Origin of the sequence: Immundisolibacter sp. (assembly GCF_014359565.1) — a bacterium.
In the GTDB taxonomy this organism is placed as follows: Bacteria; Pseudomonadota; Gammaproteobacteria; order Immundisolibacterales; family Immundisolibacteraceae; genus Immundisolibacter.
In genome coordinates this window covers 519,607-545,876 of sequence record NZ_JACIZD010000001.1, presented here as the reverse complement: position 1 = coordinate 545,876, position 26,270 = coordinate 519,607, and the positions used below count along the sequence as shown (strand labels likewise).

The 26,270-nt window shown below is 69.7% G+C and carries 28 protein-coding genes; 4 read left to right on the top strand and 24 right to left on the bottom strand.

Going from position 1 to position 26,270, the window contains the following annotated elements; translation table 11 throughout:
- Positions 1 to 14: 14 nt before the first annotated feature.
- The 3 genes from recO to acpS are packed head-to-tail and all read left to right on the top strand — an operon-like array spanning position 15 to position 1,872.
- Positions 15 to 746, top strand: coding sequence for a DNA repair protein RecO (gene recO, locus H5U26_RS02635; RefSeq protein ID WP_290616363.1), 732 nt, complete (start codon positions 15 to 17; stop codon positions 744 to 746).
- Positions 746 to 1,495 (top strand): pyridoxine 5'-phosphate synthase, encoded by a 750-nt coding sequence (gene pdxJ / locus H5U26_RS02630; RefSeq protein WP_290616361.1) that lies wholly within the window; start codon positions 746 to 748, stop codon positions 1,493 to 1,495. The genes recO and pdxJ overlap by 1 nt, the downstream gene beginning before the upstream one ends.
- Positions 1,492 to 1,872, top strand: coding sequence for a holo-ACP synthase (gene acpS / locus H5U26_RS02625; RefSeq protein WP_290616359.1), 381 nt, complete (start codon positions 1,492 to 1,494; stop codon positions 1,870 to 1,872). The genes pdxJ and acpS overlap by 4 nt, the downstream gene beginning before the upstream one ends.
- Positions 1,873 to 1,927: 55 nt before the next feature.
- Here the strand turns inward: acpS and H5U26_RS02620 are convergent, their stop codons facing one another.
- From H5U26_RS02620 to H5U26_RS02600, 5 genes are all read right to left on the bottom strand, one after another.
- Entirely contained in the window at positions 1,928 to 3,589 is a 1,662-nt protein-coding gene (locus tag H5U26_RS02620; RefSeq protein WP_290616357.1) for a cation:proton antiporter family protein, read from the bottom strand.
- Positions 3,590 to 3,686: 97 nt separating this feature from the next.
- A complete protein-coding gene (gene hemJ, locus H5U26_RS02615) occupies positions 3,687 to 4,112 on the bottom strand; it encodes a protoporphyrinogen oxidase HemJ (RefSeq protein WP_290616355.1) in 426 nt (141 codons plus the stop codon).
- An 11-nt stretch (positions 4,113 to 4,123) separates the two neighbouring features.
- Positions 4,124 to 4,609 (bottom strand): TlpA disulfide reductase family protein, encoded by a 486-nt coding sequence (locus tag H5U26_RS02610; RefSeq protein WP_290616353.1) that lies wholly within the window; start codon positions 4,607 to 4,609, stop codon positions 4,124 to 4,126.
- 119 nt (positions 4,610 to 4,728) lie between these two features.
- Complete coding sequence (locus H5U26_RS02605) at positions 4,729 to 5,271, bottom strand: metallophosphoesterase family protein (RefSeq protein ID WP_290616351.1); 543 nt, start codon at positions 5,269 to 5,271, stop codon at positions 4,729 to 4,731.
- The gene (locus H5U26_RS02600) at positions 5,268 to 5,606 is read right to left on the bottom strand and encodes a cupin domain-containing protein (RefSeq protein WP_290616349.1); all 339 of its coding nucleotides are present in this window, start codon (positions 5,604 to 5,606) and stop codon (positions 5,268 to 5,270) included. Before H5U26_RS02600 ends, H5U26_RS02605 begins: the two co-directional genes overlap by 4 nt.
- A 74-nt stretch (positions 5,607 to 5,680) precedes the next feature.
- Between H5U26_RS02600 and H5U26_RS02595 the strand changes: the two genes are divergently transcribed.
- Positions 5,681 to 6,790 carry an LLM class flavin-dependent oxidoreductase gene (locus H5U26_RS02595; protein ID WP_290616347.1) on the top strand — a complete coding sequence of 370 codons (1,110 nt, stop codon included), beginning with the start codon at positions 5,681 to 5,683 and terminating at the stop codon, positions 6,788 to 6,790.
- Between the two features lie 7 nt (positions 6,791 to 6,797).
- Here the strand turns inward: H5U26_RS02595 and mutM are convergent, their stop codons facing one another.
- The 19 genes from mutM to H5U26_RS02500 all read right to left on the bottom strand — a co-directional run bounded on the left by mutM (position 6,798) and on the right by H5U26_RS02500 (position 26,268).
- Positions 6,798 to 7,619, bottom strand: a complete 822-nt coding sequence (mutM, locus tag H5U26_RS02590) for a bifunctional DNA-formamidopyrimidine glycosylase/DNA-(apurinic or apyrimidinic site) lyase (RefSeq protein ID WP_290616345.1) — start codon at positions 7,617 to 7,619, stop codon at positions 6,798 to 6,800.
- A complete protein-coding gene (locus H5U26_RS02585; protein ID WP_290616344.1) occupies positions 7,619 to 8,572 on the bottom strand; it encodes a DUF4340 domain-containing protein in 954 nt (317 codons plus the stop codon). The genes mutM and H5U26_RS02585 overlap by 1 nt, the downstream gene beginning before the upstream one ends.
- Positions 8,572 to 9,915, bottom strand: a complete 1,344-nt coding sequence (locus tag H5U26_RS02580) for a GldG family protein (RefSeq protein ID WP_290616342.1) — start codon at positions 9,913 to 9,915, stop codon at positions 8,572 to 8,574. The genes H5U26_RS02585 and H5U26_RS02580 overlap by 1 nt, the downstream gene beginning before the upstream one ends.
- A gap of 4 nt (positions 9,916 to 9,919) precedes the next feature.
- Complete coding sequence (locus tag H5U26_RS02575) at positions 9,920 to 10,681, bottom strand: ABC transporter permease subunit (RefSeq protein WP_290616340.1); 762 nt, start codon at positions 10,679 to 10,681, stop codon at positions 9,920 to 9,922.
- Positions 10,678 to 11,640 (bottom strand): ATP-binding cassette domain-containing protein, encoded by a 963-nt coding sequence (locus tag H5U26_RS02570; RefSeq protein ID WP_290616338.1) that lies wholly within the window; start codon positions 11,638 to 11,640, stop codon positions 10,678 to 10,680. Before H5U26_RS02570 ends, H5U26_RS02575 begins: the two co-directional genes overlap by 4 nt.
- A gap of 40 nt (positions 11,641 to 11,680) precedes the next feature.
- On the bottom strand, positions 11,681 to 11,836 hold the full coding sequence (gene rpmG / locus H5U26_RS02565) for a 50S ribosomal protein L33 (protein ID WP_068804818.1): 156 nt from the start codon (positions 11,834 to 11,836) through the stop codon (positions 11,681 to 11,683).
- Between the two features lie 15 nt (positions 11,837 to 11,851).
- A complete protein-coding gene (gene rpmB / locus H5U26_RS02560; protein WP_068804821.1) occupies positions 11,852 to 12,088 on the bottom strand; it encodes a 50S ribosomal protein L28 in 237 nt (78 codons plus the stop codon).
- A gap of 114 nt (positions 12,089 to 12,202) precedes the next feature.
- Positions 12,203 to 13,840 carry an NAD+ synthase gene (locus tag H5U26_RS02555; protein ID WP_290616333.1) on the bottom strand — a complete coding sequence of 546 codons (1,638 nt, stop codon included), beginning with the start codon at positions 13,838 to 13,840 and terminating at the stop codon, positions 12,203 to 12,205.
- 118 nt (positions 13,841 to 13,958) lie between these two features.
- Positions 13,959 to 14,732: a glucose 1-dehydrogenase gene (locus tag H5U26_RS02550; protein ID WP_290616331.1), complete on the bottom strand. Its 774-nt coding sequence runs from the start codon at positions 14,730 to 14,732 to the stop codon at positions 13,959 to 13,961.
- Between the two features lie 162 nt (positions 14,733 to 14,894).
- Positions 14,895 to 15,899, bottom strand: coding sequence for an OmpA family protein (locus H5U26_RS02545; protein ID WP_290616329.1), 1,005 nt, complete (start codon positions 15,897 to 15,899; stop codon positions 14,895 to 14,897).
- Positions 15,900 to 16,314: 415 nt separating this feature from the next.
- The gene (locus tag H5U26_RS02540) at positions 16,315 to 17,052 is read right to left on the bottom strand and encodes a lysophospholipid acyltransferase family protein (protein ID WP_290616327.1); all 738 of its coding nucleotides are present in this window, start codon (positions 17,050 to 17,052) and stop codon (positions 16,315 to 16,317) included.
- Positions 17,046 to 17,615, bottom strand: a complete 570-nt coding sequence (gene gmhB, locus H5U26_RS02535; protein ID WP_290616325.1) for a D-glycero-beta-D-manno-heptose 1,7-bisphosphate 7-phosphatase — start codon at positions 17,613 to 17,615, stop codon at positions 17,046 to 17,048. The genes H5U26_RS02540 and gmhB overlap by 7 nt, the downstream gene beginning before the upstream one ends.
- Positions 17,612 to 19,675 carry a glycine--tRNA ligase subunit beta gene (gene glyS, locus H5U26_RS02530; protein WP_290616323.1) on the bottom strand — a complete coding sequence of 688 codons (2,064 nt, stop codon included), beginning with the start codon at positions 19,673 to 19,675 and terminating at the stop codon, positions 17,612 to 17,614. Before glyS ends, gmhB begins: the two co-directional genes overlap by 4 nt.
- The gene (glyQ, locus tag H5U26_RS02525; RefSeq protein ID WP_290616321.1) at positions 19,675 to 20,538 is read right to left on the bottom strand and encodes a glycine--tRNA ligase subunit alpha; all 864 of its coding nucleotides are present in this window, start codon (positions 20,536 to 20,538) and stop codon (positions 19,675 to 19,677) included. Before glyQ ends, glyS begins: the two co-directional genes overlap by 1 nt.
- 149 nt (positions 20,539 to 20,687) lie before the next feature.
- A complete protein-coding gene (locus H5U26_RS02520; protein WP_290616319.1) occupies positions 20,688 to 21,509 on the bottom strand; it encodes a universal stress protein in 822 nt (273 codons plus the stop codon).
- Positions 21,496 to 23,904 carry an ATP-binding protein gene (locus H5U26_RS02515; RefSeq protein WP_290616318.1) on the bottom strand — a complete coding sequence of 803 codons (2,409 nt, stop codon included), beginning with the start codon at positions 23,902 to 23,904 and terminating at the stop codon, positions 21,496 to 21,498. Before H5U26_RS02515 ends, H5U26_RS02520 begins: the two co-directional genes overlap by 14 nt.
- 167 nt (positions 23,905 to 24,071) lie before the next feature.
- The gene (locus H5U26_RS02510) at positions 24,072 to 24,815 is read right to left on the bottom strand and encodes a thioredoxin fold domain-containing protein (RefSeq protein WP_290616316.1); all 744 of its coding nucleotides are present in this window, start codon (positions 24,813 to 24,815) and stop codon (positions 24,072 to 24,074) included.
- Positions 24,816 to 24,857: 42 nt separating this feature from the next.
- Positions 24,858 to 25,835 (bottom strand): site-specific tyrosine recombinase XerD, encoded by a 978-nt coding sequence (gene xerD, locus H5U26_RS02505; RefSeq protein WP_290616314.1) that lies wholly within the window; start codon positions 25,833 to 25,835, stop codon positions 24,858 to 24,860.
- Positions 25,810 to 26,268 carry a methylated-DNA--[protein]-cysteine S-methyltransferase gene (locus H5U26_RS02500; RefSeq protein ID WP_290616312.1) on the bottom strand — a complete coding sequence of 153 codons (459 nt, stop codon included), beginning with the start codon at positions 26,266 to 26,268 and terminating at the stop codon, positions 25,810 to 25,812. Before H5U26_RS02500 ends, xerD begins: the two co-directional genes overlap by 26 nt.
- Positions 26,269 to 26,270: the final 2 nt, after the last annotated feature.

The window sequence follows — 26,270 nt, the reverse complement described above, 5'->3', positions numbered from 1 at the left end:
TCGGGCCCGCGCGCATGGTTCCAGAACAAGCGGGCAGCCGCGCGCCGGTGTTGCTGGCGCCGGCCTACGTGCTGCACCGCCGGCCCTACCGTGACAGCAGCCTGCTGCTCGAATGCTTCAGCCGCGAGCACGGCCGCGTCGGCCTGGTGGCGCGCGGCGGGCGCGGGCGCCTGGCCGGCGTGCTGCAACCGTTCGCCCCGCTGCTGCTGTCCTGGACCGGCGCTGGAGACCTCAAGACCCTGACCCAGGCCGAGCCGGATGGTTATGTCGATCCGCTGCAGGGCGCCGCGCTGGCGGCGGCGTTTTACCTGAACGAGCTGCTGCTGCGGGCCTGTGCGCGGCTGGATGCGCACCCGGCCGTGTACGCGGCCTACCGGCGCGCGCTCGAAACCCTGACCGGCGGGGTGGCTGACGAGCCGGTGCTGCGCCGCTTCGAGCGCGACCTGCTGGCCGAGCTCGGCTACGGGCTGCAGCTGGAGCACGATGTCGACGGCGCCGCCATCGAGCCGACCGCCCGCTACCACTACCAGGCCGAACGTGGCGCCACTCGGACGCCCGACGGCGACTTGCCCGGCGCCGCACTGCTGGCCCTGCGCGACGACACCCTGGGCGAGCCGGCGCACCTGCCGGCCTGCAAACGCCTGCTGCGGGCGCAGCTCGCCTGGCACTTCGGCGACAAGCCACTGAAAAGCCGCGAGCTGTTCCGCGCCCTCGCCGGCCAGACGCCGCGTCCGGAAATGCCCTGATGAACGATCACGCCCCATCCCGCCCGCCGCTGCTGGGCGTCAACATCGATCACGTCGCCACGCTGCGCCAAGCCCGCCGCACCGTGTATCCGGACCCGGTGCTGGCCGCCTTCGAGGCGCTGGCCGGCGGCGCCGACTTCATCACCCTGCATTTGCGCGAGGACCGGCGGCACATCCAGGACGCCGACGTGACGGCGCTTCGCGAGCGCCTGCCGTGCCGGCTGAACCTGGAGATGGCCGTCACCGACGAGATGATCGGCATTGCCGGTCGCCTCAAACCCTCCGACTGCTGCCTGGTGCCGGAGCGGCGTGAGGAGCTGACCACCGAGGGCGGGCTCGAAGTCGCCGGCCAGGAGCCCCGCATCGCCGATGCCGTGGCGCGTCTGTCGGCGGCCGGCGTACAGGTGTCGCTGTTCATCGACCCCGAGCCGCGGCAACTGGCCGCCGCCCGCCGCTGCGGCGCGCCGCTGGTGGAACTGCATACCGGCCGTTATGCGGATGCCGCATCCGCAGCCGAGCGCGCAGCCGAACTTGCGCGCATCCGTCAGGCGGTGGACGAGGGGCGGCGCCTGGGTCTCACCGTCAACGCCGGCCATGGCCTGAACCTGGACAACGTCGCCGCCATCGCCGCCCTGCCCGGCATTGCCGAGCTGAACATCGGCCATGCGCTGGTGGCGCGGGCCGTGTTCGTCGGCCTGCGCGCGGCGGTGGCGGAAATGCAACAGGCCATCGCGCAGGCGTCGCGGTGATCGCCGGCATCGGTGTCGACATCGTCGCGGTGGCGCGCATCGCGCGCATCCTGGACCAGCATGGCGATCATTTCGCCCGTCGCCTGCTGGCCGACAGCGAGTGGCAGGACTACCTCGCCAGCCCCGCCCGCGCACCGTTCATGGCCAAGCGCTTCGCCGCCAAGGAGGCCTTCGGCAAGGCGCTGGGTACCGGCATCGCCGACGGCGTAACGCTGCCCCAGATCGCCGTGGCGCACGACGCCGCCGGCCGGCCGCTGCTCGAACTGTCCGGCGCCACGGCCGCGCACTGCGCCCGCCGCGGCATCGTCGCCTGGCACCTGAGCCTGGCCGACGAGCGGGACCACGCGGTGGCGATGGTGGTGCTGGAGTGCCCCTGATCGGCAGCAGCACCAGCTACCGTGCAGCCTGCGGCCGACCGCGACCGGTGGTCCGTCAGCTCCACCGCCTGGGCGCCACCAGCGGCGCACCGGTGATCAGGTCGACCGCCTCGGCGGCGGCGTCCGCCATCGGCAGCAGCACCAGGTCGACGTCGCGGCCGCGCAGCCCCGGCAGGTCGTCCTGCGCCTGGATGGCGACCGCGATTTTCTGCCGGTAGCCGCTGTTGCGCAGGGCATCGACCAGCGCCAGGCGCGGATCGTCGTGCGTCAGGCTGCCGCCGTGCACCGGGATGGCGCAGACCACCCACTGCGCGCCGCTCAGGGGCAGGGATTTTCCAAAATCCGGGTCCGCTGCATCGCCGTAATAGGCCGGCAGGCCGCGCGCCCGCCAGCGGGCAACCATTTCCGGATCGAAATCCACACCCAGCACGCTCAGGCCGCGGCTGCGCAGCCCGTCTGCAATGGCGGTGCCATAACGGCCCAGGCCGAACAGGATGACGTCGGCTGCCGGCGGCGCCTCACTGGGCGCCTGACGGCGCGCCTGGTCGCCGATGACGCGCGCCAGCAGTGGTTCCACGAAGGCATAGATGGCGCCCGAGTAAGTAACCAGGTAGGTGCTGGCACCGATGCTGACCAGTCCCACCAGCGTCACCAGCGCCTGCGTGGCCGGGTCCGCCAGCCCGGCCTGCGTGGCCAGGGCCAGCAAGATCAGCGAGAACTCGCTGATCTGGGCCAGCGTCAGGCTGGCCATGAACGCCGTGCGTCGTCCGTAGCCGGCCAGGCCAAGGATCGGCAGCACGATCAGCGGCTTGCCGATCAGCACGAATGCCGACAACACGAGCGCCGGCACCAGACTGCCATGCAGGGCGCCGAAATCGAGGCTGGCGCCCAGGCTGACGAAGAAAAACAGCAGCAGGAAATCGCGCACGCTGGCCAGGCGCGAGGCCAGGGCCTCCCGAAAGGGCGTCGAGGCCAGCGACACGCCGGCCAGCAGCCCGCCCAGCTCCTTGCCAAGGCCCAGGGCATCCGCCAGCCCGGCCAGCAACGCCGCCCAGGCGACGGCAAAGGTCACCAGCAACTCGGGTGAGCGCGCCATGCGCGCCAGCAGCCCCTGCGCGAGATAGCGGGTGAACAGCAGCACCGTCGCCAGCAGCACCAGCCCACCGATCAGTGCCTGCCACAGGCCGCCTTGTGATTCGCCGCGCAGCCCCGCCAGCAGCCCCATCAGCACCACCACCAGCAGGTCCTGCGCGATCAGCAGGCCCAGCGCCAGCCGGCCATGCAGCGAGTCCACCTCGCCCTTGTCCCACAGCAGCTTGATGACAATGATGGTGCTGGAGAACGTCAGCGCCAGGCCGATGATGGCGGCCGTGCGCGCCGGCATGCCCAGCGCCAACGACACGCCAGCGCCGGCCAGCGCGGTCAGCAGCACCTGCGCGCTGCCGGTGACCAGCGCCACCGGGCCGAGCGTGCGCAGCAGGCCCGGGTCGAGCTTCAGGCCCACCAGAAACAGCAATACGGCCACGCCGAGTTCGCCCAGCACCTGCACATGCACGGCGCTCGACACCACGCCCAGCACGTCCGGCCCGGCCACGATGCCGGCCACGATGAAGGCCACGATCAGCGGCTGGCGCAGCCACTGGCCGACAAAGCCCAGCGTGGCGCCAAGCACCAGCAAGGCGGCGGTCTCGTTGAAAACGGTGTGGGCGGTGGTCATGGTCGAATTCGCAGGTGGCGAACCCAAAGGGCAGCAAGTCCCTTGCCAAAGCCCTGACGCCGGGTTCGCAGGGAACCCGGTCAGCCCGTAACCGGTATCAGAACGGCTTGACGATCGTCAGACAGACCACGGCCACCAGAATCAGCGTCGGCAGCTCGTTGAAGATGCGGAAAAAGCGCGCGCTGTGCGTGTTGCGCCCATCGCGCAGGGCCGCCAGATAGCGGCCACACAGCCAGTGGTAGACCACCAGCAGGGCCACCAGCGTCAGCTTGGCATGCAGCCAGCCGGCCTTGCCGTAGGCCGCCCAGGCGTAGTCCACCAGCAGCGCCAGCCCGGCCAGCACGGTGACCACCGCAGCCGGCGTCATGATGGCCCGGTACAGGCGCCGTTCCATGATCTGGAAGCGCCGGCGGCCGGCCTCGTCCGCGCAGTCGACGTGGTACACGAACAGCCGCGGCAGGTAGAACAGCCCGGCGAACCAGGCCACCATCGCGATCACGTGCAGCGATTTGATCCACAGCATCCGCAAACCTCTCAGCTGTCGGCCAGCAGCGGCAAAAGCGCCGCCTTCAGATCATCGATTGGCCACACGCCGTTGTGTACGGCCACGATTTGTCCGCTGGCATCCACCAGCCGAAATTGCGGCGTCTGCGGTGGCACGCCAAGCCTGCGCACCACGGTAGCGGTGATGTCGATGGCCACCGGGAACGGCAGCTCCAGCACCTCGCGGGCGGCCATCACGCGGTTGGGTGGGTCGTAGGGCATGGCCAGCGCGATCAGTTCCAGACCCTTCGGGTGCAGTTCCTTGTACAGCGCGGACAGCTCGGGCATCTCGGCGATGCAAGGCGCGCAGGTACTGGCCCAGAACACGATCAGCAGGGGCCGGCCGCGCAGCGCCGTGGCGGCCAGCTGGCGACCATCGACCACCGTAAAGCTCAGGTCGTCGGGCAGGCGATCGGTGCCGGCGCGGGTTGCCGGGGTCATGGCCAGGACAAGCAGGCAGGCAATCAGGCAGCGCATGGCGTCGCAGTCCGGAACGTGGGGGCCGCCATTGTGCCAGCGGCTGGCGGGAAGGCCTCAACCATGCGCGGTGCCGCTGCAGCCGGCGGCGAATCGTGCGGATGTCCTGACGTGCGTGATCATGCCCTCACCCGTGTGCCACGCGGAAGCGCCGGGAACTGCCATACGCTGATCCGCCATGCGTGCGCACCCGCCTCCAGCAGCAGACACGACGGTCCGTCGCCGGTGCGGGCACGGCCGGCGGCACCGGGGTTCAGGATCCAGGGCGCGGTGGCACAGTCCTGCGCCAGACGGTGGCTGTGTCCATACAGCACCGCGCGGGCGCCGGGATGAGCGGCGCGCAGGCGCAGGTGACGGCGGCTGGCGCTGTGCCGGTGGCCGTGTTCCACCACCAGCGTGCCGCCCGGCAGGGGCACCTCGATGCACTCGGGCAGGGCCAGCAGATCCGCTGCCGGGCCCAGCCACTTGCCCGGCACGTCGTTGTTGCCACGCACGGCGAGCACCCGTCCTGCAGCGGCGGCGAGCGCCTCCAGCACCGCGCTGGCGCCCACGTCGCCGGCATGCACGGCCAGCGCGCAGTCCTGCGCCAGTTCCGCGATGCGCGGATCGAGCACGCCGTGGGTATCGGCCAGCAGCAGCACGCGCACGGCCGGGCCGTTCACGATGCGTCAGCCGGCCAGAACAGCGCCAACCACAGCGTCGGCGGATCGGCGCAGGTAGCTTCGACGCGGTGGCGCCTGTGGGCCGGCAATTCCAGACTGTCGCCGGGCCGCAGGCTTACGGTCTGCGGGCCGTCGGGCAGGTCGACGGTCAGTTCTGCCGCGCCCTGCAGCAAAACCACCCACTCGTGCTCGGCCTGGTCGTACCAGAACCCGGGCGGGCTGGCCTGACCGGTGGACACGATGCGCTCCACACGCAGCCCGGGCCGGTCCAGCAGGCAGTCGATGCGCTCCCGGGTGTCTGGACTGGTCGGCAGGTCGCGAAACAGGTTGTACATGGCGGTCGTGGTGCAAAAGGCGCTTCGGGGTTTATAACTGATGGGCGCCCCCACGCGACGAGGAGAAGAAACACATGGCCATACCCACCGGGCGGGCCGATCACCGGCTGTTCGACCCGAAGCAGCGGATCAAGCTTGGCATCTTTGGCAGCAACGTCAGCAACGGCTGCACGATCAGCACCGCCGAATCGTCGTTCCGGCCGACCTGGGAACAGAACCTGGATCTGGCCTTGCAGGCCGAAGCGCTGGATTTCGACCTGCTGGTGCCAGTCGGGCGCTGGAAGGGGTTCGGCGGCGCGACCGACTTCAACGGCGACTGCCTGGAGGTCTATACCTGGGCTGCCGCGCTGGCGGCGCGCACCGAGCGCATCCACCTGTTCGCCACCTCGCACGTGCCGACCGTGCACCCGATTGTGGCCGCCAAGCAGGCGGCGACCATCGACCGCATCAGCAACGGCCGCTTCGGCATCAACGTGGTGTGTGGCTGGTTCACGCCGGAGATGGAGATGTTCGGCGTGCAGCAGCTGCCGCACGACGACCGCTACGCGCGCGCCACGGAGTGGATTCAGGTCTGCAAGCGGCTGTGGCAGGAGCAGGACTTCGACTATTCGGGCGAGTACTACACGATCAAGGGCGGCTACATGCTCCCCAAACCCGTGCAGCAGCCCTATCCGCTGCTGATCAACGCCGGTGTTTCACCGGCCGGCATCGACTACGCGGCGCGCGAGATGGACGTGAATTTCTGCATCGTCTCGACGCTGGAGCAGGGCCGCGAGCTGATCGGGCAGATTCGCGGCAAGGCCGCCGGCTACGGGCGGGACATCGGCATCATGAGCTCGGCCGCCGTGGTGTGCCGCAGCAGCGAGGCCGAGGCGCGCGCGGTGTGGGACCACATCGTCGCCCGCGGTGATTACGCCGCGCTCGACAACCTGCTGACCACGTTTGGCGTGCAGAGCGGCTCCATGACGCCCGAGGCGGCCCGCGAGTTGACCGAGCGCTTCATCGTCGGCTGGGGCGGCTACCCGCTGGTCGGCACGCCACTGCAGGTGGCGCAGGGAATCGGCCGCCTGGCCGACATCGGCGTCGACATCCTGCTGTTGTCGTGGCTGGATTACGCGCCGGAGCTGAACTACTTCGGCGAGAAGGTGATGCCGCTGCTCAAGGACATGGGGCTGCGGGCTTGAGCGGTCATCAGCCCTGGCAGACCGGACACCAGAAGGTCGATCGCTGACCCATGCGCCGCTCCCGGATGGGCGTTGCACAGGCCCGGCACGGCGCCCCGGTGCGGCCGTACACTGCCAGCTCCTGCGCGAAATAGCCCGGCAGGCCGTCGCTGTTGGAAAAATCGCGCAGCGTGGTGCCGCCGGCGGCAATGGCCTCGGCCAGCACGGCCTGGATGACTGCCGCCAGGCGCATGCAGGCCGGGCGACTGAGGCTCGCGGCCGGTTTGCCGGGGCGGATGCCGGCCCGAAACAGCGCCTCGCTGGCGTAGATGTTGCCCACGCCGACCACCACGCTGGCGTCCATGAGGAACAGCTTGACTGCCACGCGACGGCTTCGCGAGGCCGCGTGCAGGTGGGCGCCAAGCGTCTGGGGGTCCGTCTCCAGCGGCTCGGGGCCGAGGTTTCTCAGCAGCGCGTGGCTGGCCGGATCCTCGCCCGCGTAAAGAATGCTGCCGAAGCGGCGCGGATCGCGCAGGCGCAGGCACTGGCCATCGTCCAGCAGGATGTCGACGTGGTCGTGCTTGAGCGGCGGCGTGCCGGCCGGCAGCACGCGCAGGCTGCCCGACATGCCAAGGTGCAGCAGCAAATGACCGTGCGCGGTGCTCAGCAGCAGGTATTTGGCGCGCCGGCCGACGGCGGTGATGGCGGCGCCGGGCAACCGGCTGCTCAGTTCCGGCGCCACCGGCCAGCGCAGGGCTGCGTTGCGCACCACCGCACCGGTGATGCGCCGGCCGATCAGCAGCGGTTCCAGCCCGCGCCGGGTGGTCTCGACCTCCGGCAGCTCCGGCATCAGGGCGCGGCGGTGGGCGGGCTGGCCGGCGGCGCGGCTGAGGATTCCGCGGCTTCGCCGTCAAGCTCGTCCGACGCTGCCGGTTCGGTGGCCCCGGGCGGCTGGGCAGTGTCCGGTGCCGGCTGCTCGATTTCCAGCAAGCGCTTGCCCTGATTGGCGCTGAATCGGTAACGCACCGGCGCATCGCGCCGGTACAGCAGCCACTCGTCGCCGTCCTGCGCAAGAGCCAGGTCCAGCGTCCCGCCTTGCCATTCCAGGCGCAGGGCCCGGGCGTCGGCCGGAACGGCGGTGGTTTCCTCCACGTCCATGGCATAGGCGCGCTGCCATTCCTCGATCAGCGTGGCGATGGCGTCGGCGCTGGCCTGCGGGCGCTGTGGGTCGATCTGCCAGGCGGTGCCTTCACGGCGCAGCCTCAGGCCCGGCAGCTCCAGCGCGGTCAGCGTCACGCCTTCCGGCAGCACGCGCCGGTCGACCCAGGCCACCCAGGTGGAGGCCGCGTGGTGGAAAAAGCGGTCCTCGATCAGGTGCACCGCGTCGCCGACGCGCACGTAGCGGCGCAGGCCGACCGGGTTGGTCAGGCCAAAGGCGATCTCGGTGTCATCGAAACGCAGGCGCGCCTGCGGCGGGTCGACGCCAAAACCATTGTCCTTGTTGTCGGCCAGCGTGAACTGGGCGGTGCTGGCGGCGCCCGGCAGTTCGAGCAGCGTTTCGACCCGAAACGGCTGCGCCCGCAGGCGCGGACTGTCGATGAACCAGTCCTTGCCGTCCCGCACCAGGGCAAAGGCCGCCCCTTGCGGCGGGTAGAACTCGATGCGCTTGACCGTCTGCGGGTCGAGGGTCGTGAGCTTGACCTGGGGTGGCGGCGGCGTCTTGCCGGGCTGGAACCAGGCCACCGCCGCCAGGGCGGCCACCACGAGCGCGAGCGCCAGGTTCAGCCACAGCCGACCGCGCATCAGCGCCCCCGGCGGCGCAGCCAGACACCCAGGCCGGCCGCCGCGAAGGCCGCCGGCAGGCCGAACAGGAAGCCGAAGCCGATCAGCAAACTGTTATCGCGCGAGAGCGACAGTTCCGTGTCCGGCGCCGTGCGCGGCGGGATGCTGACCAGACCCTCGTCGGCCGCCAGCCAGTTCACCAGATTCAGGCCCAGGTTCAGGTTGCCGCCATTGCCGACGTAGCTGTTGGACAGGAAATCGCCATCGCCGACCACCACCACGCGCTGTTCACGCTCGCCCAGCTTGCGCGTGAAAGCCGCTGCCAGGATGAACGGGCCGCGCCGGTCCAGGCCCTCGTCGAAGCTCACTTTTTCGGTCAGCGGGCCGGTCTCGGCCCAGCCGGAGGCGCCCAGTTCGATCAGGTCGGTGGCTGCCCACGGTTCCTTCGGATCGTGTTCGAGGCCGGCCGCCAGGGGAAACAGGGTCATGAACTCGAAGCCCGCGAGCGCCGCGTGGAAGCGGTAGTTGTCCGCCGTGGCGATGGCGAAGTGGGCGCTGCCGGCGATGGCCTGGCCCACCGGATCGATGAGCGTGCCGGGCACGAAACGCAGGCCAAGCTCGGCCGCGATCGGCTCCAGGCCGTGCAGTGGCCCCGGATCGGCCAGCCACAGCAGGTTGCCGCCGGCGGTCAGGAAACGCTGGATGGCGCCCACCTCGTCGCCGGTCAGGTCGACCGCCGGGGCGGTGATCACCAGCGTCGCATCGGTCGGAAAATCCTTGCCGCCGGCCGGGTCCGGGCGCGTCGCCAGCACGCCCTGCTCGCGCAGCGCCGTGGTGAAGGTGGACAGATCGTGGTTGGCCTGCCCGTCCGGGCTGCGCTCGCCGTGGCCGGCCAGGAAAATCAGCCTGCGCTCACCGCTGCGCGACAGGCGCATGAGGGCGCTGGTCAGCGCCTGCTCGTCGAGCTGTTCGAGCTTCTCGCGCCGGCCAGCCAGTTCCAGCAGCACGGTGCCGTCGGCGCGGATGCCCAGTTCCTTGACCCGCGCCGGCGCCTGATCAGGATTGACGAAGCTGACCGTGAACTTGGGCGAGGCGGCCGCGTAGCGCCGCAGCAGGTCATCGAGACTGGCGCGCAGTTCCGGGTTGGGACGGGCGAACACGGTGGCGGTCACCGGTTCCGGGAGCTTTTCCAGCACCTGCCGGCTGGCATCCGACAGCGAGTTGCGCCCGGTCGCCGTCCAGTCGAAGCGGCGGTCGTAGGTGTGCGCCAGGTAACCCAGCAGACCGATCACAGCCAGGAACAGCAGCAGCGCGACGGCCCCCTGCAGGCGCAGCGCGAAGCGGCTGGAGTTCGAACCTGTCATGCGCTCAGCCGGCCAGCCGCTCGGCATCCAGCCGGCGGATGCTCAGCCCCAGGAACAGCACGATGAACAGGGCGAAGTAGGCCACGTCGGCGATGGCGAACACGCCCTTCAGCAGCGGCTGGTAGTGGTTGAGCATGGACAGCTGGCGCAGCAACTCACCGCTGCCCTCCCCGGCGCTGCCGCTGGCCCAGTCCAGGATCCACAGCAGCAGCAGCAGGCCGAAGGTGCTGACCGCCGCCGTCATGGGGTGCGAGGTCAGCGTCGACATGAAAAGGCCCAGCGCCGCAAAGCTGCCCAGCAGCAGCCAAAGACCCAACACGCTGGCCGCCAGCAGGCCAAGGTCGAGCCTGGCGCCCAGCAGCAGGCTGGCCGGCATCAGGGCCGTGAGCGCCGTCACCAGCGTGAGAAACCCCATCAGCGCCAGATACTTGCCAAACACGATGCCGGACACGGACACCGGCGCCGACAGCAGCAGCGGCAGGGTCTGGTTGCGCCGCTCCTCGGCAAAGCTGCGCATGGTGATCAGCGGCACGATCATCAGCAGCACGATGCCGGCGCTGCCGAACAGCGACGGCGCGACGATCTCGGTCAGACCCGGCGGGTCGGGCATGGCCATCAGCTGCGAGCGCAGCTGTATGAACATGTCGATCTGGGTCAGAAACAGATAGCCCAGGATCGCCTGCACCACCGCCAGCATGGCCCAGGCCGACGGCGAGGCGAACAGCACGCGCAGCTCGCGCCCGGCGATGGCCAGTACCGCCCTCATGCCGCCTGCTCCTGCTGCGTGCCGGACTCGGGCACATCGTCCCCGGCCAGCTCCAGGAAAACCTCTTCCAGCGACAGGCGCGGCCGGGTCAACTCGTACAGCCCCCAGTCGCCGGTTGCCGCACTGCGCACCAGGGCGTCGGTCGGATCGGCACCGGCCTGGAAACTCACCAGCCAGCGACCCTCGCCCTGCGGGTGCACCGCGGCGATGCCGGGAATGCCCGACAGCTGGTCTGCCGGGGGCGGCCGGCGCAGGGCGATCTCAAGATGCGCGCCGGTCAGGTGCGTGGCCAGCTCGTCGATGCCCGCCTTGAGTACCAGCTCGCCGTGGCGAATGATCTGCACGTGGCTGCAGATGGCCTGCACCTCGGACAGGATGTGCGTGGACAGGATCACGCTGTGGGCCTGTCCCAGATCGCGGATCAGGGCGCGGATTTCCTGGATCTGGATCGGGTCCAGACCGACCGTGGGCTCGTCCAGGATCACCACCGACGGGTTGTGGATGATCGCCTGGGCAATGCCGACGCGCTGCTGGAAGCCCTTGGATATGTTGCCGATCAGGCGCCGGCCGACTTCCTGCAGGCCGCAGCGGGCCTTGGCCTGTTCGCGCGCCGCGCGCACCTGCCGTCCCGGCACACGGCGCAGGCGGGCACAGAAATCGAGGTATTCGTCGACCGTCAGGTCGCGGTTCAGGGGCGGGGTTTCGGGCAGGTAGCCCAGCTGCGCCTTGGCACGCACCGGCTGCTGCAGCATGTCGATGCCGCCGACCAGGACGCGCCCGGCACTGGGTGCCAGGGTGCCGGTCAGGATGCGCATGGTGGTGGTCTTGCCGGCGCCGTTGGGGCCCAGAAAGCCCAGCACCTCGCCCTTGACCACGCTGAAGCTGACGTCGCGCAGCACCTGGCGATTGCCAAAGCTGCGGCAGACGTTTTCGATCTCGACGAGGACTTCGGCCGTCATGGCTGAACGGTCTTTGCGCGGCGCATCCGGCCGCGCCGGCTCACTTGATCTTGGCTTCCTTGTACGCCACGTAGGCACGCGCCTTGGGGTCGAACTTGCGCAGCTCGATCTTGTCCGGCGTGTTGCGCTTGTTTTTCATGGTCGTGTAGAAGTGCCCAGTGCCGGCGGTGGACACCAGCTTGATCTTCTCGCGCATGGTTCTGGTCTCGGTTTAGGGCTTCAGGCCGCGGCTGCGCATCTCGGCCAGCACGGCCTCGATGCCTTTCTTGTCGATGGTGCGCATGGCCCGGCAGGACAGGCGCAGCGTGACGTAGCGCTTCTCGGCTGCCACCCAGAAGCGGTGACTCTGCAGATTGGGCAGAAAGCGCCGACGCGTACGGTTGTTGGCGTGGGAGACGTTGTTACCGGACATCGGCCCCCTGCCGGTGACCTCGCAAACCCTGGACATGGAACTCTCCAAAAGACCGTTCCGGCAAGACCGCCGGCTGGAAATGGCCGGTCTTTATACCAGAAGCCGCCCGGGCTTGGTAGCTTGGGCGCCCGTCGCCGGGTCCGCCTGGCGTCAGTCGCCGCGCGGCTCCTTGAAACCGGAGGTGATCGGGTAACGGCGATCGCGGCCGAAGGCGCGCTGGCTGATCCGCACGCCGGGGGCTGCCTGGCGGCGCTTGTACTCGTTGCGGGTAACCATGCCGATCACCTCGCGGATGGTTTTCAGACTCGCGCCGGTGGCGCGCGCGATGTCCTCGGCCGAGCGGTCCTGCTCCACGTACAGCTCCAGGATCGCGTCCAGCACCTCGTACGGCGGCAGGCTGTCCTGATCGGTCTGGTCGGGACGCAGCTCGGCGCTCGGTGCGCGCGTGAGCACCCGTTCGGGGATGACCTGCGACAGGCCGTTGCGGTAGCGGGACAGCGTGTAGACCAGCAGTTTGGGCACGTCCTTGATCACCGCAAAGCCGCCGGCCATGTCGCCGTACAGGGTGGCGTAACCGACCGCCATCTCGGTCTTGTTGCCGGTGGTCAACACCAGCTTGCCTGTCTTGTTCGACAGCGCCATCAACAGCACGCCGCGCACACGCGCCTGGATGTTTTCTTCCGTCGTGTCGCGGGGTTTGCCGGCGAACTCCTGGGCCAGCGCCCGCTCGACGCTGGCGGCCACGTCCGCGATGGGAATGACGCTGTAGCGCACGCCCAGCGCCTCGGCCTCGGCGCGGGCGTCTTCCAGGCTCATGTCGGCCGTGTAGGGCGAGGGCATCATCACGGCATGGACGCGCTCGGCGCCCAGCGCGTCGGCGGCGATCGCGACGGTGAGCGCCGAATCGACACCGCCGGACAAACCGACGATGGCGCCCGCAAAGCGGTTCTTGCCGATGTAGTCGCGCACGCCGGTGACCAGCGCCTGATACACGCTGGCGACAGAATCGATCTGCGCCACCTCGCCCGGGATTGGCTCAAGACCGCTGCGGCCCTGGCGAAAACGCGCCAGGTACAAGCCTTCCTCGAAGGCCGGTGCACGCTGGCTGATGCGGCCCTGGGCGTCCATGACCAGCGAGCCACCGTCGAAGACCAGTTCATCCTGGCCGCCGACCATGTTCACGTACACCACCGGCACCGGACTGGTGGACACCCGCTCGCGGATGACGGCCTCGCGCTCGGCTTGCTTGTCGACGTGAAACGGCGAGGCATTGATGTTGACCACCAGCTGCGCCCCGGCCCGCACCGACTGCGCCATCGGCGCCGGACCCCAGATGTCCTCGCACACGGTCAGGCCAACCTGCACGCCGGCGAGTTCGAACACCGCCGGCCGGCTGCCGGACCGGAAATAGCGCTTCTCGTCGAACACGCTGTAGTTGGGCAGCAGATGCTTGTGGTACAGCGCCAGCGTCTCGCCGTCGCGCAACACGGCCGCGGCGTTGTAAAGCTCGCCCTTGGACAGGTGCGGGAAGCCGACCAGCACGGCGATGCCGCCCACCGCGCGGCGGATGCGCTCGAGGCCCGCCTCGCAGCGCTCGATGAACTCCGGGCGCATCAGCAGGTCTTCCGGCGGGTAGCCGGTGAGGGCCAGTTCCGGGAACACCACCAGATCCGCCCCGTGTTCGCGCCGGGCCGTGGCGGACAGTTCGATGATCTTGTCGACGTTGCCGGTGATGTCCCCGACCAGACAGTTCATCTGGGCGAGGGCGAGGGTCAGTTCGCGGGGCATGGTTCGGCTTCGGTTGCCATGGCGGCTGTGCGCAGGCGGCGAAATGTAACACCGCCGCGCCGGGCAGGCTGGCCAGCGCGACTGGCGACCGGCCTGGCGTCCCCGATCAGGTCAAGGTTCAGATGAAGGTCAGGCCGCCGTCCACCTGCAGGCTCTGGCCGGTGATGAAGCCGGCGTCGTCCGAGCACAGGAACATCACGCCGTGGGCCAGGTCGTCGGTATGGGTCAGGCGCTTGATCGACTGCATCTGCGTCATGCGCTCGAACACCTCGTTGGGCACCGACGGGCGCTCGATCTCGGTCTTGGTCACGCCCGGCCAGAAGGTGTTGACGGTGATGTTCCAGCTGCCCAGCTCGCGCGCCATGGAGCGGGTCATGCCGACCATGGCCGATTTGGAGGTGATGTAGTGCAGGTAGTTCTCGCGGCCCATGATCATGGTGGCCGACGAAATGTTGATGATGCGCCCGAAGCGGCGCTCCTGCATGTTGGGCACCACCGCCCGCGCGCACAGGAACGAGCCGGTGATGTTGACGTCCATGGCGCGCCGCCACTCGTCGACCGGCAGTTCCCAGAACGGCGCCATGGTGATGCGCGAGAACACGGCGGCGTTGTTGATCAGGCAGTCGATGCGGCCAAAGGCACCCAGCGCGGCCTGCGCCATGGCCAGCGTGGATGCCTCGTCGGCGACGTCGGTCTGCACGAACAGTGCCCGACGGCCTTCGGCCTTGACCTCGGCCTCGACCCGGCGGCCCGCCTCGACATTGAATTCGGCGATCACCGGAATCGCGCCCTGCGCCGCGAAATGGTGCGCATAGGCGCGGCCGATGCCCTGGCCGGCGCCGGTGATGATGACCACGCGGTCCTTCAGGCCGGCGTAGGTGTTGCTGGTCATGGTGGTTTCTCCTCGTCGTTGTGTCGGAACGTGGCCGCGGGCAGCGGCCCGGCGATGGTAGTACGCACGCGCGCCATGAGCACCCCTGAAAGCACAAAACCCGCGGCAAGCCGCGGGTTTTGTGGGAAACGCAGGGCCGGGAGACCTCCCGGCCGAAGGGACTCAACGCATCTCGGTGATGCGCAGTTCGACGCGGCGGTTCTCGGCCCGGCCCGCTTCGGTGCTGTTGTCGGCCACCGGCTGGCTTTCGCCATAGCCCACGGCAGTCATGCGGCTTGGCTCCACGCCCTGCTGCACCAGATACGCGCGCACGTTGCTGGCGCGGCGCTGGGACAAAGCCAGGTTGTAGGCGTCCGAACCCACTGCGTCGGTGTGGCCGGCGACTTCGAAGCTCGCATTCGGATGATGCTTGACGATCGCCATGGCATCACTGTCCAGGATTGCCTGAGCCTCGCCCGACAGCGTGTCGCAATCAAAGCAGAAATTGACGCCTTTGAGCACCACGGTCTCGGTGACCGGCGCCGGTGCCGGTGCCGGCGGCGGGGTCGGCTCGGCCATGGTGACCACCGGCCGCGGTTCCGGGGCCGACTGCGGACGCGCCCCGATGGGAATGGTGACACCGGCCATCAGGATCCAGTCGTTGAACGTCTTGTCGTCGCTGCCCGGTTGCCGGTTCAGATCGGCGAAATCCCAACGGTGGCGGGCTTCCAGCCGCAGTTTTGCGCCATCGTCGTCGACGTCATGCATGAAACCCAAGCCGGCTTCGATCACCGGCGAGGTGCTATTTTTTGCGTTCGATATATCCGACCGAAGCGCACCGGCACCCACCACCGCATACGGGGCGAAGGCGGGGGAACGGTTGAAAAAGAACAGTCCGTCGACGGTGGCTCCGTAATGCTTCCAGCTGCCGCTGGCGCCGTCCAGATCCGCATGCTGACCCTTCAGGTTCAGTTCCAGATTCAGCCACTCATTGATGGCTTTGCCGACCCCGATAAATCCGCCGGGGGCGTTTTCCACCTCAACGGATGAACCGTCTCGATCGTTATCGGGAAGCGTATAGCTCAGTCCTAGATTAAGGTAAACGCGATCGTCCAAGGTTTCCGCCAGCACGCCGCTGCTGAGCGCCGCAAGGCCGGCCGCGACGAGCAGTTGCTTTTTGTTGGTCATGAGAGTCTCCCGAGGTTACTGAAAAAACCGGATATGGCACATAGGAGCCACGTATCACCGTTGGGCAAGTCTACCCGACTCTTCCCAAGATAGCTGTGCGGTACAACACATCAGCAGATCGATTGCGCAAGATCAATCACCCGATCGCGTTTGCCGGATCGATATCTGCCGAGCCAAGGACATCGACCCACCGCCAGGCATCGCCGCCCAGCCAATGATCCACGACCCGTCATGGCAGTGGTCGCCGACGCCTGTCGCAGGCCACCAATGCACGAACATTGCAGGCGTCCAGGCCCGAGGTCTTGGCATGACCCACCGCCGCGAAAGGCACGTTTGGCGCTTGTCGATCGGCGCCCGAACATCAGGGTCACGCGCGCTCGTCGGCTGATCCGGCGAGTATGAGCCGCTAACCACATTATTGATAGTTGTGGCCTGTTCGCGCCGGCTCCATACCGCTGGCGATGGTGTTCTCGATCCAGCTTTCGGCATCGTTCAGCACCGCGGCAGGATCTGCCCCCTTCGTTGAAATGGCCGGCCCGATCGCCACCGTGATCGTGCCAGGATGCTTCAGGAACTGCCGCTTGCCCCACAGTTCACCCGCATTGTGCGCCACCGGCAGCACCGGCACGCCGGCCTGCACCGCCAGCAGCGCGCCGCCTGGGCGATAGCGACCGCGCTGGCCGGGGCGCATGCGGGTGCCTTCGGGGAAGATCACCACCCAAAGGCCATCGCCCAGCCGCTGCTTGCCCTGTGTGAGCATCTGCTCCATCGCGCGCCGCCCGGCGCCGCGGTCGATGGCGATCGGCCGCCCCATGGCCAGACCCCAGCCGAAAAACGGCACCCACAGCAGCTCGCGCTTCATCACCCAGACCAGCGGCGGGAACAGTTCCTGGAACACCAGCGTCTCCCAGGTCGACTGGTGCTTGGACAGCACCACGACCGGCCCGCTGGGCAGGTTCTCGCGCCCGATGACCCGGTAGCGGACACCGCAGGTCAGCTCCAGCCAGCGCAGATTGACGATGGCCCAGCTGCGGGTGAATGCGTAGCGGCGGGCAAACGGCAGCGCCGCCACCAGCGGCACCAGCGCACCCCAGGCGACGACGGTGACCAGCATGCCGGCCGAGAACAGCAGCGAGCGCAGAAACGTCAGCATGGCCAGTGACCCTCCAGCAGCCAGTCGGTGGCGGCCGCCAGGTCCGCAAAACCCGGCACGCCGAAGCTTTCCGCAAGTTCGCTCGCCTGCGGCCCGACCACCAGGGCGGCGACGCCCGCGGCGCGGGCCGCCTCCAGATCGCGCGCGGCGTCGCCGATCATCAGCGCGTCGCCGGGCGCAAAGCCGCATTCCGCCATCAGCCGCAGCAAGAGGCCGGCGGCCGGTTTGCGGCAGTCACAGCCCTCCTCGGGCCGGTGCGGGCAGTAGGCGATGGCGGCCAGGCGGGCGCCGGCGGCTTCGATTGCGGCGCGCATCCTGGCGTGGATGGCGTCCAGCGTCGGGACATCGAAATAACCGCGGCCGATGCCCGACTGGTTGGTGGCGACCGTCAGCCCGAAGCCGGCGCGGTGCAGGCGCGCCAGGGCCGCGAGCGCGCCCTCGATGGGCCTCCAGTCGTCGGGGCTGCGGATATAGTCGGCGCTGTCGTGATTGATCACGCCGTCGCGGTCCAGGATCAGCCAGCGCCGCGCGCCGCCGGGCGCGCTGGCAACGCCACTACTCACCCCTGCAGGCGCGACAGGTCGGCCACGGCCAGGAACAGCCGGTGCAGCTGCGCCAGCAGTGCCAGGCGGTTGCGCCGCACGGCGGCATCGTCGGCCATCACCATGACGGCATCGAAAAATGCGTCCACCGGTCCGCGCAGCGTGGCCAGCTGCCGGCACAGCGCAGCGTAATCGCCCCGGTCCGCCAGCGGTGCAGCGGCCTGTTCGGAGGCGGTGAGCGCGTCCAGCAGCGCTGTTTCGGCGGGTGATTCGAACAGCGCCGGGTCGATGTGGGCGTTCGCAGGCTCCGCGCCGGCCTTGGCCAGGATGTTCGCGATACGCTTGTTGGCGGCGATCAGGCTGCCAGCCTCGGGCAGGCTTCGAAAGCCCGCCACCGCCCGCAGGCGCCGGTCCAGATCCAGCAGCCGGCCCGGTTTGAGGCTCAGCACGGCGTCCAGTTCGTCGACCCTGAAGCCCTGCGCCTCGTAGTAGGCGGGCAGGCGACCCAGGATGAACTCGAACACCTGCGCCGTCAGCTGCGGCTTGCCGAACGGCTCGGCGGCGGCATCCAGCAAAGCCGGCAGGTCGAGCGGCAGCTGCGCCTCGATCAGCATGCGCGCCACCGCCAGTGCCGCCCGGCGCAGGCCGAAGGGGTCGCGGTCGCCGCCCGGCGTGCCGGCCACCCCGATGATGCCGGCCAGCGTGTCCAGGCGATCGGCCAGCGCCAGCGCCAGACCTTCGAGCGAGGCGGGCAGCGCGTCGCCGGCGTGGCGCGGCAGGTAGTGCTCGCGAATCGCCGTGCACACGGCGGCCGGTTCGCCGTCGTGGTCGGCGTAGTAGGCACCCATGTCGCCCTGCAACTCCGGGAACTCGCCGACCATCAGCGTCAGCAGATCCGCCTTGGCCAGGCGCGCGGCGCGCACCGTGTGCGCGGCATCGGCGCCGATCTCGCCGGCCAACAGGCCCGCCAGGCGTTCCACGCGCAGGGTCTTGTCGGCCAGCGTGCCCAGGCGCTGTTCATACACCACGCCGGCCAGACCCGCGCTGCGCTCGATCAGCGGCTGGCGGCGGTCGGAGTCCCAGAAATAGCGCGCATCGGCCAGGCGCGCGCGCAACACCCGCTCGTTGCCGGCGCGCACCCGCTGCGGCTCGGGGCTGTCGATGTTGGCGACGGTGATGAAATGCGCCAGCAGCTTGCCGTTTGCATCCAGCACGTGAAAGTACTTCTGGTGATCGCGCATGGCGGCGATCAGCACCGGTGCCGGCACCTGCAGAAAATCCGGGTCGAAGCCGCCGGCCACTGCCACCGGCCATTCCACCAGCGCGGTGACCTCGTCCAGCAGCGCCTCGTCCAGCACCGCCCGGCCGCCGAGCGCCGCCGCGGCGGCGCTGACGCACTCGGCCACCTGCGCGCGGCGGGCGGCGAAGTCGGCGATCACGCGCGCCGCTTCGAGGCTGGCCTCGTAATGGTCGGCATGGTCGACGACCAGCGGCTGCGGATGATGAAAACGGTGGCCATGGCTGAGGTTGCCGGCCGCCAGACCAAACCGTTCGAAGCCGATCACCTGCGCGCCGTGCAGCGCCAGCAGCCAGTGCACCGGGCGCACGAACTCGCCGTGCTCGCCGCTGCCCCAGCGCATGCGCCGGTCGATCGGCAGCGCCTTGAGCGCAGCGTCGAACAGGCGCGGCAGCGCCGCCGCCAGCGCCTCGCCGGGCTGGGTGTGGCGGTGCACCAGCCAGGCGCCCTTGTCGGTTTCGAGCGTCGTGAGCGCGCCCACCTCGACGCCGCAGGACTGCGCGAAGCCGAGCAGGGCGCGCGTCGGCTGGCCGTCGGCATCGAAGGCGGCCTTCAGCGCCGGGCCGCGGCGTTCGACCTCGCGCGCCGGCGCCTGATCGCGCACGTCGGCCACGCGCACGGCCAGCCGGCGCGGACTGGCGAACACCCGGCACGCCGCGCCGGGGTCGGCGAGCCCGGCCTCGACCAGGCCGCCGAGCAGGTGCTCGCCAAACGCCCGCGACAGCGCCTGCAGGGACCGCGGCGGCAGCTCCTCGGTGCCGATTTCGATCAGCAGCGCGGCCATCAGGCGGCCTCCCCCGCGGGCGCGGCGTAGGCCTCGGCCACCGCGCGGGCCAGGGTGCGCACGCGCAGGATGTAGCGGGCGCGCTCGGTGACGCCGATGGCGCGGCGCGCGTCCAGCAGGTTGAAGCTGTGCGAGGCCTTGAGCACCTGTTCATAGGCCGGCAGCGGCAGGCCGGCCTCGACCAGCGCCAGGCAGGTGCGCTCGGCGGCGTCAAAACCGGCCAGCAGCGCGTCCACCGGCGCGTGATCGAAGTTGTAGTGCGACTGCTCGACCTCGTTGCGGTGGTACACGTCGCGGTAGGTGATGCGCCCCTGCGGGCCGTCCACCCAGGTCAGGTCGTACACGCTGTCTGCGCCCTGCAGGTACATGGCAATGCGTTCCAGGCCATAGGTGATCTCGGCCGTCACCGGCCGGCACTCGATGCCGCCCACCTGCTGGAAATAGGTGAACTGCGTCACCTCCATGCCGTTGAGCCACACCTCCCAACCCAGGCCCCAGGCGCCCAGGGTCGGCGACTCCCAGTTGTCCTCGACGAAGCGGATGTCGTTCACCAGCGGGTCCACGCCCAGCTCGCGCAGCGAGTCCAGATAAAGCTCCTGGATGTCCAGCGGCGAGGGTTTGATGACCACCTGGAACTGGAAGTAATGCTGCAGACGGTTGGGGTTGTCGCCATAGCGGCCGTCGGTCGGCCGCCGCGACGGCTGCACATAGGCCGCCGCCCACGGCTGCGGGCCAAGTGCGCGCAGGAACGTGGCCGGGTGAAAGGTGCCGGCACCGACTTCCATGTCGAGCGGCTGCATCAGCGCGCAGCCCTGGCGTGCCCAGTAGCTCTGCAGGCGAAGGATCAGGTCCTGGAAGGTCACCGGCGGTCTCGCGTGGCGGAATCGGCTGAACCGCTCAGGGGCGGCCCCGAAAAGGGCGCGATTATAGCCGTCGGTGTTGCGCCGCCCGCGGGCGACAAGGCGCTGCGGGCCGTCATTCTCGCGTGGGTCCGGCGTGGCGTCGGGCGCAGTCAGCGCACCAGCAGCACCGGCCAGCCGCCATCGGCGACCAGGCGTTCGATCTGAGCCGGGTCTGCGAAGCGGCTGTCCGCGGCCAGGATCAGGCCCTGCGCGCGCTGAGCACTCAGGATGGCGACCAGCGCCGGCAGTTCGGCAAGCTCAGGCAAGGCCATGCGGTGCAGCTGCGCCGCGCCGGGCGTGCCGGCCAGCGCGGCCTGGCCGAAGGCTTCCAGCGACGGCGCCACCAGCAGCAGCGGCGCCGCCGGCGTCGTTGCCAATGCGCTTGCCAGCGCCAATACGGCCGCTGCGCCGCCGGGCGTATCAACCAGGGCCACCCAGCGCTCGCCAGGGCGCCGCTGCGGCGGCACCAGCAGCAGGGAGGAATCGGTCGCGACCAGCGCCGCCCGCGCCACCGAGCCGAGCCTGCTGGCCGCGCGGGCACTGCTGCCAAGCCCAGTCAGGCGCGCGTTGCGGGCTGCTTCCGACATCACCTGCGATGCCCGGCCGCGCACTACCTCGAAGCTCCAGGCGATCCGGCGGGCCTGGGCGGCGCGCGTCAGGGCATTGCGGGCGTCGCTCGCCAGGGCGCGCCAGTGGCGTTCAAGGTCGGTGGCGGTGAACGGCGCCGCCTGCCCGGACTGGGCGCGTATCTCGCGCACGAACGGCAAGCCGGCGGCGTGCAGCAGGTCTTCTTCTTCCACGAACAGCCCGGCCAGGCTGGCGCGCAGCGCCGCCGCCAAGTCGGCCGCCAGTTCCAGCGCCAGCAGGCTGGCGGCCGATGCATCGACCGCCACCAGGATGCGTTCCTGCGCCGGTTGCTCAGATATCGCCATTGCCGTTGCCCTCGCCGCCGTGCACCAGCGCGGCGCGGATGCGCGCGTACTCGGCCAGGCGGTCGGACACCAGGCCGTTGATGCTGCCTTCCGGATAAATGCCCTCGGCGTCCGCGACGCCTGCCGGCAGGCCGGTCAGCAGCTCGATGCCCTCGTCCACCGTGCGCACGGCGTAGACGTTGAACTGGCCGGCGGCCACCGCGTCGCGCACGTCGGCGCGCAGCATCAGGTGCTGCACGTTGGAGGCCGGGATCAGCACGCCCTGGTTGCCGGTCAGGCCGCGCGCCCGGCAGATGTCGAAAAAGCCCTCGATCTTCTCGTTGACGCCGCCGATGGCCTGCACCTCGCCGAACTGGTTCACGGAGCCCGTGACCGCCAGCGACTGGCGGATCGGCGCCTCGGCCAGCGCCGACAGCAGCGTGTACAGCTCGGCGCAGGATGCGCTGTCGCCGTCCACGCCGCTGTAGGACTGCTCGAACACCAGGCTGGCCGACAGCGACAGCGCCTCGCCGGCGGCGTAGCGTGCCGCCAGGAAGCTCGACAGGATCAGCACGCCCTTGGAGTGCAGCGGGCCGCCCAGTTCCACCTCGCGCTCGATGTCCAGCACGCGGCCCTGGCCGGGCCGCACGCGGGCAGTGATGCGGGTCGGCCGGCCGAACATGACCCCGCCCAGGCCCAGCACCGCCAGGCCGTTGATCTGCCCGACCCGCTCGCCGGCGGTATCGATCAGCAGCGTGTCGCGCAGGATGGCCTCCTGCACCCGCTCGCGCACGCGCCCGCTGCGCTGCTCCGCCGCGTCGATTGCCTGCTGCACGTGGCTTGGCAGCACCAACGCCGCGCCGGCCTGGCGCGCGAAATAGTCGGCTTGCGTCAGCAGGTCGCCCAGGTAGTTCAGGCGCACATCGACCCGCTGCGCGTCGCCAATGCTGCGCGAGGCGTGCTCGATCACGCGCGCCACGGCCGCCGAGCCGAACGGCAGCAGGCCCTGCCGGCTCGCCAGCGTGGCCAGCAGGCGTGCCAGGTCGCGCGTGGTGTCCGGACTGCGGCGCAGATCGTCCTCGAAATCCGCTGCCACCTTGAACAGCTCGGCGAACTCGGGGTCGTACTCGGCCAGCAGGTAGTACAGCCGGCGGTCACCGATCAGCAGCACGGTCACGTCCAGCGGAATCGGCTCCGGGTCCAGCGATACCGTGGTCAGCAGGCCGATCGCCCGCTCCAGTAGCTCGATGCGCAGCTCCTTGGCACGCAGCGCACGCTTCAAGGCATCCCAGGCATAGGGCTGGCCGAGCAGGCGCAGGGCGTCCAGCAGCAGGTAGCCGCCGTTCGCCTCGTGCAGCGCGCCCGGCTTGATCAGCGTGAAGTCCGTGGACAGCGTGCCGAAGCGGGCCTGGTGATCCAGCCGCCCGACCAGGTTCGGGTAGTTCGGCAGGTCGGCGTACACCACCGGCGCGCCGCGCCCGGCCGGGTGCTGGATCAGCAGGTTCACCTCGTAGCGGGTGAAGCTCGGCTCGGGCGCGAACGGCAGCCGCGGCGCGGCGTCCTCGCGCGTGGCGGTGAAATCGCCAACGTTGTCGACCACGTCGCGGCAGGCGGCGTCGAGGTATTCAGCCACGCCCGGTGTGCCCTCAAAGGCGGTCTTCAGTTCCGCGAAGGCCGGCTGCACCACGCTCATTGCCATGTCGTGGTCGAGCTCGCGGATGCGTCGGCGGGCTTCCTTCTGCCACTGCGGCAGGCGCCGCAGCCGCTCGCCCAGTTCCTGTTCGAGCTGCTCGATGTCGGCCTCGATGCGCTTGCGGGTCTCCTCGGGCAGCTTGTGGAAGGCGGCCGGCGACATCACTTCGCCACTGACCAGCGGCGCGAAGGCGAAGCCGCCCGGCGTGGTGATCAGCGCGATGTCCTTGGCGCGGGCACGCTCGCGGATCTCGTCGATGGCCTGCTCGTGGCGGTCCTTGAATTCCTGCTCGACCACCCGTCGCCGGGCCTGGTATTCGTCACTCTCGAAGGCGCTGGGCAGCGTGCTGTGCAGATCCTGGACCAGTTGCGCCACGGCCTCGCAAAAGCCCTTGCCCTGGCCGGGCGCGAAGCGCAGCGCGCGCGGCCGGTGCGGCTGCTCGAAGTTGTGCACGTAGCACCAGTCGGCCGGCGTTGCCTGGCTGGCCGCGCGCTGCTCGAGGAAACGGCGCACCACGCCGTGCCGGCCGGCGCCGGGCGTGCCCAGGATGAACAGGTTGTATCCGTCGCGGCGGATGCCGGTACCGAAGGCCAGCGCCGCCAGCGCCCGTTCCTGGCCGACCACGTCGACCGGCTCCGCCACCTCGGCGGTGCTCTGGTAGGGAATCAGCTCCGGCGCGCAGGGCGCATAAAGCTGTGCGGCTTTAAGTGGCTCGATCGCCATCGATGACTCCCCCTGCTCATGGTTCACCCGACCCGTGCCGGCCGGGAGGCGATGGTAACCAGCGCGCTGCGGATCGGCGCGCGATTAAGGTCAGGCCGCTTTCGATCGGGGAGGCTACGTCAGCGGTGAGTGTCGCAACGACCGCACCACCGACGGCACCGGTCGACTCAGCCGGCCGGTTGCTCCAGCACGCGCTTGAGTTCGTCCGGCGGCACGTAGCCGGGCAGCAGGCGGCCGTCGTCGAGCAGGATCGCCGGCGTGCCGGACACGCCGATCTTCTCGCCGGCGTGGAACTGCTCGGCAACCGGGTTTTCGCACACCTTGTCGGGGACGGTCTTGCCGGCCTTGGCATCGGTGAGCGCGGCCTTGCGGTCGGCGGCACACCAGACGTTTTCGGCCTTCTTGAACGACTCCGAGCCCTCGCCGGCGCGCGGGAAGGCCACGTAGCGCACGCTGATCCCGGCCGCGTTGTATTGACCCACATGGCGGTGCAGCTCGCGGCAATAGCCGCAGTCGATGTCGGTGAATACGGTAATGCGGTGCTGCGGCTTGGCGGCAGCGAACACGATCGCGTCGGCGTCGCGCAGCTGCCGCAGGAAGGCGACCCGCTGCGGCATCAGTTGCTCGCGCTCGACTTTCTGCAGCGCTGCGGCGGACAGGTTGCGCCGGCTGGCCAGCTCCACCAGCGGCCCGCCGAGCATGTGCTTGCCGTCGGCGCTGAAGTAATAGACGGTGCTGCCGAAGATCACCTCGTACAGGCCGGCGATGGCGGAGGGCTGCACGGAGGTCGGCGGCGCATCGGGCGATACCTTGGCCAGCACGGCGGCGAGTGCCGCCGGAGTGTCGGCGCGGGCGCCGGTGACGGTCAGCAGCGTCAGTCCGGCGAGCGCGCAAGCGAGAAGGCGTTTCATGGGTGGGTCCGATCGGGCGGGAGTGGGGCGGATTGTATGGGCTCAGCCGCGCGGGTGATGCTGGGCGTGCAGGGCCTTCAGGCGCTCGCGCGCCACGTGGGTGTAGATCTGGGTGGTTGAAAGATCGGCGTGGCCGAGCAGCATCTGCACCGCGCGCAGGTCGGCGCCATGATTGAGCAGGTGGGTTGCAAAGGCGTGACGCAGCGTGTGTGGCGAGGGCAGGCGCTCGAAGCCGGCCAGGCGCGCATGGTGGCGCAACCGGTGCCAGAAGGCCTGCCGCGTCATGCCGCCGCCGCGGCGGGTGACGAACAGCGCATCGCTGACCTGCCCATCGAGCAGCGCGCCGCGTGCCTTTGCCAGATAGGTCTGGATGCGCGCCACCGCGGTCTCGCCGACCGGCACCAGCCGCTCACGGGCGCCCTTGCCCAGCACCACCAGCACGCCGCGGTTCAGGTCCACCTGCGCGACGCGTAGGCTCACCAGCTCGCTCACCCGCAGGCCGCAGGCATACAGTAGCTCCAGCATGGCGGCGTCGCGCAGGGCCTCGGGCGTGTCGCCGCTGGGCACGGTCAGCAGGCGCTCGACGTCGGCCTCGGTGAGCGTTTTTGGCAGCGGCCGGCCCAGGCGCGGGGATTCGATGCGCGCGGTGGGGTCTTCGTGCCTTACGCCTTCGCGGACCAGATACCGGAAAAAGCCGCGCAGCGCCGACAGGCGGCGGCCGAGCGAGCGCGGCGCGAGCCCGGCTTGGGCAGGCGCGGCCAGGTAGCTGAGCAGGTCGGCACGGCTGGCGCCGGCCAGCGGCGCGCCGCGCAAGGACATGTGCGCCGCAAAGCTGAGCAGGTCGGTGCGGTAGGCGGCGAGCGTCAGGCGGCTGGCGCCGCGCTCCAGCCACAGGCTGTCGAGGAACTGTTCAAGCAGGGGTTCGACCGGCGGTTTGGTCGGGGCGGCGGCCGGCGCGCCGGCCCTGGACAAGGGCGCCGCAGCGCGCGGATCCTCAGGCGCGAAAGTGGCTGCGTTCATGCGCCAGCAGCTGCTGCTTGCGACGCGGCCAGTCGCCATCGGACGCGCCCATGAAGCCGCCGTCGCCGGTGCTCGCCACCACCCGGTGGCAGGGCACTACCAGCAACAGCGGATTGGCACGGCAGGCGCCGCCAACGGCGCGGGCAGCGGTATCGAGCTCGGCCGCCAGCTCGCCATAGCGGCGAGTGCGGCCGGCCGGGATGGCCCGCAGCGCCGCCCAGACGCGGTGCTGAAAGGGCGTGCCTTCGGGTGCCAGCGGCAGGTCGGAGAAATCCGCCGTAGCGCCGGCGAAGTAGGCTTCCAGCCGCAGCATGGTTTCCAGCAGCAGCGGATCGGCAGGCTTGAGCGCCGGCGCGCCATCGGCCAGCACCGCCACCTCGCACAGGCCATTCAGGTTGCAGCGCAGGCCGAGCATGCCAAGCGGACTTGGCATGC